At 52.0% G+C, this 7,072-nt stretch carries 11 protein-coding genes and 1 pseudogene; 5 read left to right on the top strand and 7 right to left on the bottom strand.

Annotated features, from left to right (window positions below):
- Window positions 1-217: 217 nt before the first annotated feature.
- Both PQR63_RS15470 and PQR63_RS15465 read left to right on the top strand, forming a co-directional pair.
- Window positions 218-574, top strand: a complete 357-nt coding sequence (locus PQR63_RS15470) for a DUF2750 domain-containing protein (protein ID WP_408168886.1) — start codon at window positions 218-220, stop codon at window positions 572-574.
- A gap of 387 nt (window positions 575-961) precedes the next feature.
- Complete coding sequence (locus tag PQR63_RS15465; RefSeq protein WP_408168894.1) at window positions 962-1,195, top strand: DUF6881 domain-containing protein; 234 nt, start codon at window positions 962-964, stop codon at window positions 1,193-1,195.
- A gap of 112 nt (window positions 1,196-1,307) precedes the next feature.
- On the opposite strand, the gene PQR63_RS15460 is transcribed toward PQR63_RS15465, so the two are convergent.
- Window positions 1,308-2,282 carry an AraC family transcriptional regulator gene (locus PQR63_RS15460; protein WP_408168885.1) on the bottom strand — a complete coding sequence of 325 codons (975 nt, stop codon included), beginning with the start codon at window positions 2,280-2,282 and terminating at the stop codon, window positions 1,308-1,310.
- Between the two features lie 46 nt (window positions 2,283-2,328).
- Here PQR63_RS15460 and PQR63_RS15455 point away from each other — a divergent pair, with 46 nt between their 5' ends.
- Genes PQR63_RS15455 through PQR63_RS15445 form a run of 3 tightly spaced genes read left to right on the top strand, consistent with a single transcriptional unit; the run spans window position 2,329 to window position 3,798 of the window.
- Window positions 2,329-3,072 carry an SDR family NAD(P)-dependent oxidoreductase gene (locus PQR63_RS15455; RefSeq protein WP_408168884.1) on the top strand — a complete coding sequence of 248 codons (744 nt, stop codon included), beginning with the start codon at window positions 2,329-2,331 and terminating at the stop codon, window positions 3,070-3,072.
- A 19-nt stretch (window positions 3,073-3,091) separates the two neighbouring features.
- Complete coding sequence (locus tag PQR63_RS15450; protein ID WP_408168883.1) at window positions 3,092-3,496, top strand: VOC family protein; 405 nt, start codon at window positions 3,092-3,094, stop codon at window positions 3,494-3,496.
- 11 nt (window positions 3,497-3,507) lie between these two features.
- Complete coding sequence (locus tag PQR63_RS15445; RefSeq protein WP_408168882.1) at window positions 3,508-3,798, top strand: hypothetical protein; 291 nt, start codon at window positions 3,508-3,510, stop codon at window positions 3,796-3,798.
- A gap of 66 nt (window positions 3,799-3,864) precedes the next feature.
- On the opposite strand, the gene PQR63_RS15440 is transcribed toward PQR63_RS15445, so the two are convergent.
- The 6 genes and pseudogenes from PQR63_RS15440 to PQR63_RS15415 all read right to left on the bottom strand — a co-directional run bounded on the left by PQR63_RS15440 (window position 3,865) and on the right by PQR63_RS15415 (window position 7,048).
- Entirely contained in the window at window positions 3,865-4,224 is a 360-nt protein-coding gene (locus tag PQR63_RS15440) for a hypothetical protein (RefSeq protein WP_408168881.1), read from the bottom strand.
- Window positions 4,225-4,329: 105 nt separating this feature from the next.
- Window positions 4,330-4,725: a DUF1398 domain-containing protein gene (locus PQR63_RS15435; protein WP_408168880.1), complete on the bottom strand. Its 396-nt coding sequence runs from the start codon at window positions 4,723-4,725 to the stop codon at window positions 4,330-4,332.
- Between the two features lie 19 nt (window positions 4,726-4,744).
- Window positions 4,745-5,212: a MarR family winged helix-turn-helix transcriptional regulator gene (locus tag PQR63_RS15430; protein WP_408168879.1), complete on the bottom strand. Its 468-nt coding sequence runs from the start codon at window positions 5,210-5,212 to the stop codon at window positions 4,745-4,747.
- 66 nt (window positions 5,213-5,278) lie between these two features.
- Window positions 5,279-5,563: pseudogene (locus tag PQR63_RS15425) on the bottom strand (HoxN/HupN/NixA family nickel/cobalt transporter); the annotation flags it as partial.
- Window positions 5,564-5,613: 50 nt separating this feature from the next.
- Window positions 5,614-5,790: a hypothetical protein gene (locus PQR63_RS15420; protein ID WP_408168878.1), complete on the bottom strand. Its 177-nt coding sequence runs from the start codon at window positions 5,788-5,790 to the stop codon at window positions 5,614-5,616.
- 139 nt (window positions 5,791-5,929) lie between these two features.
- Complete coding sequence (locus PQR63_RS15415) at window positions 5,930-7,048, bottom strand: methyl-accepting chemotaxis protein (protein ID WP_408168877.1); 1,119 nt, start codon at window positions 7,046-7,048, stop codon at window positions 5,930-5,932.
- Window positions 7,049-7,072: the final 24 nt, after the last annotated feature.

The raw sequence follows: 7,072 nt of genomic DNA, 5'->3' as shown, positions 1-7,072 counted from the left end.
GTTGTTCAAGGAAGTTCGGGCGCTGAAGCGAGAAGAGCAGCAAGAGTCAAAGCAATAGAGAAGCGGCTGCAAAATTGAGGCTTCAGTTAAAGCAATTTTTGCAATCATTTTCGATTTTCAGCGCTCATCTGGAGAAACGTCCGTTCAGGATTCGGGAAAGATTAAGGTCAGCTTCCGGCCAAGAACGGCCGTTCAATTATTGACGAAAATGTAAAAAATGGGGTTTTCATCAGCTCACGCAACAGCGTTCTATTCCGAGGTCGCGGCGTCGAAGGTAATTTGGACAATAAGAGACGCTGCAGGTTTTCCTGCGCCAAAATCAACCAGCAGCGGCCGGGCAATGCCGTTTTGGTCGTCTGAATCCAGAGCGACTTTAGTCGTGAAGAACGTCTCGGCATATGGTGGTTTTAAGGCCGTTGCAATCAGTCTGGAGGAGTTTTGCGCTCGCTGGATTCCTGGTTTGGAGAGCGATGGTCTATTGGCAGGCTTGAACTGGTCAGGCGAACGAGCAACCGGATACGATGTTTCTCCCGGGGACTTATTATGCAACCTCGAAGCTGCATGCCATCGATAGCTGTCAGGTGCCGGCCAGTAGCGGACCATACAATTGCTGTCCGCTGCCTACCATATACGAACAATTTCTCAGAACCAGATGCTCGACGAACATATATTGCGGTCAATAATCGATATGTTTATCTTCCTTGAGTTTACGGACGATTCGCATATGAATGAAGATGTGGCGGTTTCTCAGATGGAAGCGCTTGCAGCTCAACTACAACGAGCGCCAGGACCAATACAGCTAAACCTGGCTAATCAAATCCGAGACCTCGCACCTAGTTATGGCGAACGTTCGGATTTTGTTCGAGAGCTACCGCAGACAATTGGCCTTGAATAACAGTCATCATGTCAGCTTCCGGCCTCGGCCAAGCGCGGACGCTTACGTCAAACCGGCTATGCCAATATTCAGGGGGGCTTTGTTGGAACAGTACATAAAGGTGACTGGCGACACGATTTCGAATCGGAGCCTGTGATGCTATACAGCGAGCTCGATGAAAAGCGCAATGAACTCCGCAAGGTAAAGTCTATCGCAACGGCCATCATGATTTTTCCGATGGTTCTAGGTCAACAGGGAATACCAGGCTCAGTGAAGAACCATCCCGCTTATCTTGGATATCAATCAGGATGGACAGTTTGAAGCCTCTCCGATACAACAGGAAGAGTTTGACGCTGTGTGGAAAAACGCCTTGCTTTCATGAAGTCGGAATAGTCCGTTCTCGGCCAGAAGCTGCCATCCGTAACATCGACAGCTACGACCTCATTTCATTTGTGATTCTTGTGGCATCCAGCCCAGGCGGTCGACCAAATTCGCGCGAATACTCCCTGCTGAACTGCGTTGAACTCTGGTAGCCGACCTCATACGCAGCGGCAGTGACACTGTAGCCCGCCGACACGAGCAAGGTCCGTGCTTGGAGCAAGCGAACTTTCTTTTGATATTGCAACGGACTTAACGCCGTCACAGCTTTGAAATGCCGATGGAACGCGGAGGCGCTCATGGCAGCACTGTTGGCCAGTTGTTCCACGCGCAACGGCTCCGCATACTGGCGGCGAATCTGCTGAATGCTCAGGTTGACCTTGGCCAGGGCCGTGTCCGGCAACGCAATATCGCGCAGCATCCATCCCATGGGGCCCTGTAATACCCGATAAAGAATTTCACGCTCGTACACTGGCGCCAACGCAGGTATGTCGGCCGGATGGCGCATGAGACGGAGCATCCTGACCCAGGCATCCAGCAGCTCGGGCGTCACCGCTGCCACCGAGAATCCAGCTGCCTTATTCAAGCGTTGGGCAGTATTGGGCAGGTTTTCGAGCAAATTCGAGATAATGTTGGCATCCAAGGTCAAACTGACTGCCAGATAAGGCTCGCCTGTGTCGGCGGGATGCACGACACCGGCCGCCGGCAAATCCACGGACATGACGAAATAGGTTGCTGGGTCGTAGTGCAAGCTGCGTCCTCCGACAGTCAGGGTCTTGCCACCTCTGAGAATCAAGTTAACCATGGGGTCGTAGACAGCCGCCAACTGATGCTCGGGGATGACGCCCTGAACCATGGCGACGCGCGGTATGCCGGTCTCGGTGCGGCGGTTTTGGGCGAGGGCAGTAAGGGCGCGAAGCTCGTTCAACTGATTTTCCATGTTGAGATTAAACCTCATCTTGAACTTTATTGGCAATCGAAAAGCAGGAATAGGCAGGATTGAGGCGTAAACCGGCAGGCTGAATTCCATGTGCTTCGCTATCGTAGAGGCTCTAATTAACTACTCGGAGCTTCTCATGAACATCGTCGTCATCACTGGTGGCAGTCGCGGAATCGGTGCCAGTACCGCCCGGGAATGCGCGCGCCGCGGCCTGGGCGTTATCCTCACCTACAACAATCAGCAAGCTAAGGCTGAGGAGGTGGTTCGACAAATTGTTGAAGATGGTGGCGTCGCTACCGCCCTCAGACTCGATGTCGGCGATTCGCACAGCTTCGCCAGTTTTCGCAGTGCTGTTGAGCGCACTTTGTCTAACGTCTGGGATGTTACGCAGCTTGCTGGACTGGTGAACAATGCCGGCTACGGCTTGTTCAATCCTATCGACTCCGTTACCGAAGCGCAGTTCGACGGCCTGATGAATGTTCACCTGAAGGGGCCGTTCTTCCTTACACAGGCGTTGTTGCCGCTGATGATGGAGGGGGCCAGCATCGTCAATTTGACCAGTGCGACGTCGCGTGTTGCTACTCCCGGGGTGGCACCCTACGCTGCCTTCAAGGGGGGACTCGAGGTCCTGAGCAGATACATGGCCAAGGAATTTGGTGAGCGACGTATTCGCGTCAATGCGGTCGCTCCAGGTGCTGTTCGGACAGAACTCGGCGGTGGTCTGAATGAAGAATTTGAAGCTCTGCTGGCATCCCAGACCGCGTTGGGACGGGTTGGCGAGCCAGAGGACGTTGCGCGTGTAATCGCGACACTACTCACGCAGGATGGTGGCTGGATAAATGCGCAATCCATTGAAGTCGCCGGCGGTTACATTATCTGATTCGAAACAGGAGAAAGTCATGCTGGACCACGTATTTCTATCGGTAAGCGACATCGACCGCTCAATTGCCTTTTACGCTGCCGTGCTGGCGCCGTTGGGCATCACCAATCGACATGACTACGACGGCAAGGATGGCCCGCCGGGACACCCGGACCTGAAAGGTTTTGGTGCCAACGGCCGCATATTCTTCTGGTTGCGCGAAGGCATGGTTGCGGGCGGTGCGGCGCATATTGGCTTCGTGGCGCGCAGTCAGGAACAGGTGAACGCAGCGTACGCAGCCGCCATGGCCGCTGGGGCCATCAACAACGGCGAACCTTCGGCACGCGCATACTACGACCCTCGCTACTACGCCGCCAACGTGCTGGACCCGGATGGCTACAGCCTGGAATTCGTTTATAAGAGCTGGCAGCACGGAGACCAATAATGGCCGAGGCGATGGAAATTACCACCTTCTTCCTTGCCAAGAGCGTGACGATGAAGGACTTCATCGCTGCTAATGCCGACGTGGATGCATGGCTCAAGCAGCAACCCGGATTCATCCTGCGCCGCATCACCCAACGGGCGGACGGCCTGGTCACCGACATGCTACTGTGGACATCCGCGAAGAACGGCGAGCGTGCCGCTCACGGTATCGTTACTGAACTAGCCGGCTCGGCAGTACATGCGGCCATCGACCATTCCACAGTCGACTGGTCGGTGAACGTGTGTCGGCATCGGGTGAATTGAGATGTCCTCAATCGGTCAGATGCGGACTTTAATTCGGTCATTGTTGAGTCGGTGCTTTGTTCAACCTCAAAGCTTTGTGGTGCCTACGACGCTGGCCCCACTGACTATCAACACCGCTCCCGAGATAACTTTTAGCAGGTTCAGCGATTGCCACTCGCCAAAAATAGTCGCTGATAGGGCAATAGAAACCAGTGCATTGGTATAAGTCAACGGGGCTAGAATTGAAAAAGGGATATTGAGCGTTGAAATAGCATAGACCATTGAGCTGATGGCACTTGCCCAAACCAAGCCCATGGATGCCGAGAAGAAAATGCCGCTCGGTTGGCTTACCCAACCTGCGCCAATGACGCTTCCTACAACACCGACTGCTAAAACAGGCACTCCGACTGAGACGAGATAGTTCGCAGTGCTCGAACCTTCGCGCATGCTCAATTTCATTAGCACCGTTCACAATCCGAGAAGAAGAGTCGGTAGTACGATGCCGAGGAAAACTGACTTTAGCTGCATAAGGAAACCTGATGTACGTTTCAACTAATTTGGAAAATGCTCAACGTGAGTTTCGCCTTTTCGACCGAAATAGCTAACGTGTCGTCCCGCAAGCCAGACGGTATAGCCAACACAACCCGCAGCTTGTGATAGTTGTTTGAATTGGGGATACATGACTTCACCACGTTGCGCTCCGAGAATTGCCGCCTTGATTCCGGAACTTGAGAATTTCTCTGCAATTTCGACTTTTTGCGGACCTAGTTCGAGCGCGAGTGTTTCTCCACACGGCATGTAATAGGTCGCTCGACAAGTTCGGTAGTCGACCGAATACGATTCAACACCTGTACTGACAAGGGTGCCGATAACTTGGCCGAAGTGAATACGTCCTTCGTTAGATGCATTCAGCGTTTCTCGGATTATGGCTTCGATAGCGTGTTCCATTTGATTTCCTATTGTTGGGTTATCTGGTAGGTACTTGTTTTAACTGATGATGGACGACCAATTCTTGCATCAGCGTCATTAAGGTTTCTTGCTGTGCCTTCGTGAGATGTCCGAAAAAATGAATATCGTTTTCGTCTGCAAGGGTGGCCAACTTTGGCACTAACTGGTTTCCCATGGCTGTAAGGGACAGTACCTGTTCTCGTAAGCTGTCTTTTGCTTGCTGTCGCTCAGCAAATCCCTTGCTTTCAAGCTTCGATATAACCTTAGAGGCGGCTCCCTTGGTCATTCCTAGGGCACTAATGAGTTCTGCATGCGTTGCATCACAACGACCATACAGTGACCGCATTGCTACCCATTCCGTCACTGAGATGTCGTGCTCTGCCAAGATATTCTCGAAGCGGCTGGAAACTTGATTAGAGACAAAGCGCAACCAGAAGCCAAGATGAGAATCGAGAGCGCTAACTTTAGAAGTATTGACTTTTTTCATGATTAGGTTTCCGTGGAAACATGGAAACTATAGTTTCCGCGGAAACAAATGTCAACCGTTTGTTGCTTAACTGTGCGTAGTCGAGAGGGGGCCGACCAGCACGATAACGAACCCTGACAGATATGGAGCGTTACGCGCAAAGATTCCGAATCTACTCCAGCCCCTGGATACATGCTTAACGCTCAGTGCGGCCAGTGCTCCTGATGCGACCATTGTCAGTGCAAGCCCGATGCTGAAATAGAGCACGAGTGTTGCTTCGAGCGCTACCTTCTTCAGCTGAAGGCATAACAAGAGAGCAGTAATAGAAGCGGGGCAAGGAATTAATCCTCCCGTAAGTCCGTGGACCGGTATCAAAAAGATGTCGAGATGTTTTCTATTTTGATTTTACGTCTAGGCGGTGCTTATGTTGATGCCGCCTTATCTGCTGGCGGATAGACCGCAATTGGCGGATGGTCTAGCCTGCAAGTGGTCACGGTACCGGTGCTTAAGCAAGTCTCAAATGCCTTGGCCAATCCTGGTGACGCAAATACGTAAATTATCTGGCCGACTTCAACTTCGTTTGTTTTTTCTTCATCCATTGTGCCTCCCAGCGCGGGAGCAATATTACCACCGCGCGCTTAATCATTTTGGATGAAAGCGCTGACAGTCCCGGACTGTCGACTCATGAGCATTTAAAGTTTTCTTGCGGGATATTCAGCTATCCGCTGCGAAGTGGCGTCATTGGATGCGGAATGGTGCCACGATAGTGAGCAGACTCTCTACTTGGCTATTCATCAGTAGAGACGTATTGGCATTTTTTTCGACTCGTGCGGCGTTCTGATGTGCCATTTCGTCGATTTTGTACATTGCCATCTTGGCCTGTTCAAGGCCGGTCGACTGTTCACTACTTGCCGCTGCAATTTCTGACATTATTGCGGCCCCGTCACCGATGGAGCGGACAATACGGTTCATGCGTTCTGCAGCGTTGTTCACTAATCGATTACCGTTCGATACATTCGCTGCAGACTTTTCTATCAGAATTTTGACTTCGCGTGCTGCGTTAGCTGAGCGCTGAGCCAGTGTGCGGACCTCGCTAGCTACAACCGAGAATCCTTTACCTTGTTCTCCAGCTCTCGCAGATTCGACCGCAGCATTCAAAGCCAGAATATTTGTTTGAAATGCGATGGAGTCGATGAGGCTGACAATGGTCACAATTTCCTGCGAGCTTTGCTCAATGGCAGTCATCGTTTTCGCTACATCGGTTATCGCCGCAAGTCCCTCGAGTGCTGCCTCCGAAGCGGCATTTACTTTGGTCTGGGCATTGTTCGCGTTGTCAGCGCTCTGAGCGATAGTTGAGGTTATTTGGTCGAAGGATTGGGAAGTTTGCTGGAGAAAATCAAGCTGCGTGTTGGTACGCACCGCAAGCTGTTGGCTCTCGCGCGCAATCTCTTTTGCGACCTCCCCGACCGTAGAGGCAGCTTGCGTCATGCCCACAACGAGTACCTTTGTGCTCTCTCTTAAAGTCGAAAGCTCTTTCTCGAGGCGGGCGAGCTTTGGTCCACCAACAGTTGCGGTTACTTCCGCCAAATTTCCCTTGGAAATTGCCCCGAGTTGGACAATCGCTCTATCGAGGGGTATCAGAACCGCCCGATATAAACCACGCCCACACAAGGCAGTGAGCATAACCCCCAATCCGGCGAGGATTGTCAGGAGCATGTTGAGCTGACCGGATTGGTCTGGTGTCCGACTACTTGCCACTATCGCCAGCGTTGCAATACACACGAACATTGCCCCCAGCATCAAGAAGCAGCATCGCATTTTTGCTTTAATAGTTAAAGTTGGTATTTTGACAATCATAGGGTCTCCGATTTTTATATGAGG

Source organism: Herbaspirillum rhizosphaerae (genome assembly GCF_046025915.1).
Taxonomy (GTDB): domain Bacteria; phylum Pseudomonadota; class Gammaproteobacteria; order Burkholderiales; family Burkholderiaceae_D; genus Herbaspirillum; species Herbaspirillum rhizosphaerae_A.
This window is presented reverse-complemented; position numbering and strand designations above follow the sequence as displayed.